The organism is Streptomyces sp. CNS606, from assembly GCF_000426325.1.
The window spans coordinates 1-1,610 of sequence record NZ_AUFD01000062.1 but is presented as its reverse complement, the minus strand read 5'-3'; the positions used below and the strand labels follow the sequence as shown (position 1 = coordinate 1,610).

1 protein-coding gene is annotated in these 1,610 nt (G+C 72.0%); it reads left to right on the top strand.

What is annotated here, in order from left to right; translation table 11 throughout:
• Nucleotides 1–153: 153 nt before the first annotated feature.
• The coding region (locus K304_RS30305) for a ThuA domain-containing protein (protein WP_037791370.1) at nt 154–1,610 on the top strand (1,457 nt) is incomplete at its 3' end.

Here is a 1,610-nt window from a genome sequence, read left to right as displayed (position 1 = left end):
GGCTGACGGGACGCGGCTGCATCTGTGGTCGTGTCACGGCGGCGCCAACCAGAAGTGGAACCTCCCCGACTGACCCGCGCCGCCGACGGGCCCGTGCCCAGCACACTCCTCCCCTCCCTTCCCCCTCCCCTCCTTGACGAGAGGAAATCCGACGTGTCCGTGATCCGAAGAATCGCCGCGGCCGCGGCCGGCGGGCTGCTCTGTGCGGCCTTCCTGCCCGGCGCGGCCGTGGGAGCCGGCACGGCCCCCACGGCCGCGCCCTCCGCACCCGCGGCACGCGCCGCCGACCCCGCCTACCAGGTGCTCGCCTTCTCCAAGACCGCCGGCTACCGGCACGGCTCCATCGACGAGGGCCTGACCGCCCTCGGTGAACTCGGCGCCGCGCACGGCTTCACCGTCGACGCCACGGAGGACGCCGGCGCCTTCACCACCGCCAACCTCGCGCAGTACGAGGCGGTGGTCTTCCTCTCCACCACCGGTGACGTCCTGAACGACGCCCAGCAGACCGCGTTCGAGGACTACATCCGGTCCGGCGGCGGCTACGCCGGCGTCCACGCGGCCGCCGACACCGAGTACGACTGGCCCTTCTACGCGGGGCTGGCCGGTGCCCTCTTCCACTCCCACCCGCACATCCAGCAGGCGACCGTGGAGGTGGAGGACCGCGCCCACGCGGCCACCGCCCACCTGGGTGACACCTGGACGCGCACCGACGAGTGGTACAACTACCGCTCCAACCCCCGCGAGACCGCTCACGTGCTGGCGTCCCTGGACGAGGGCTCCTACCAGGGCGGGAACATGGACGGCGACCACCCCATCGCCTGGTGCAAGAACTACGAGGGCGGCCGGGCGTTCTACACCGGCGGCGGCCACACCGAGGGGTCGTACAGCGAGGACGACTTCCGGCGCCACCTGCTCGGCGGCATCCGCTGGGCCGCCGGCGCCGCGGAGGCCGACTGCCGTCCGGAGACCGGCTACACGCCGCTCTTCGACGGCGCCTCCCTGGACGGCTGGTCGCAGGCCGGGCCCGGCTCCTTCGCACTGGAGGACGGCACGCTGACCTCCCGGGGCGGCATGGGCCTGCTCTGGTACCAGGCGCAGGAGTTCTCCTCGTACTCGCTGAAACTGGACTGGCGGATGTCCGGGGACGACAACTCCGGCGTGTTCGTGGGCTTCCCGGCCTCCGACGATCCGTGGTCCGCGGTGGACCACGGCTACGAGATCCAGATCGACGCCACCGACGCCCCGGAGCGCACCACCGGCTCGGTCTACAGCTTCCAGTCCGCCGACCTGGCCGCCCGCGACGCCGCGCTGAACCCGCCGGGGGAGTGGAACACCTACGAGATCCGGGTCGAGGGCGAACGGCTGCGGATCTGGCTCAACGGCGTGCTGGTCAACGACTTCACCAACACCGACCCCGCCCGGTCACTGGCCGACGGGCACCTCGGTCTGCAGAACCACGGCGACGCGGACGAGGTCGCCTTCCGCCACATCCGCGTCAAGGAACTCGACGGTCCGGGTCCGGGTCCGGGTCCGGGGTCGGGTCCGGTTACGGGGATCGGTGGGAAGTGTGTGGACGTGGCGGGTGGTGGTGCCGCGGACGGTACGCAGGT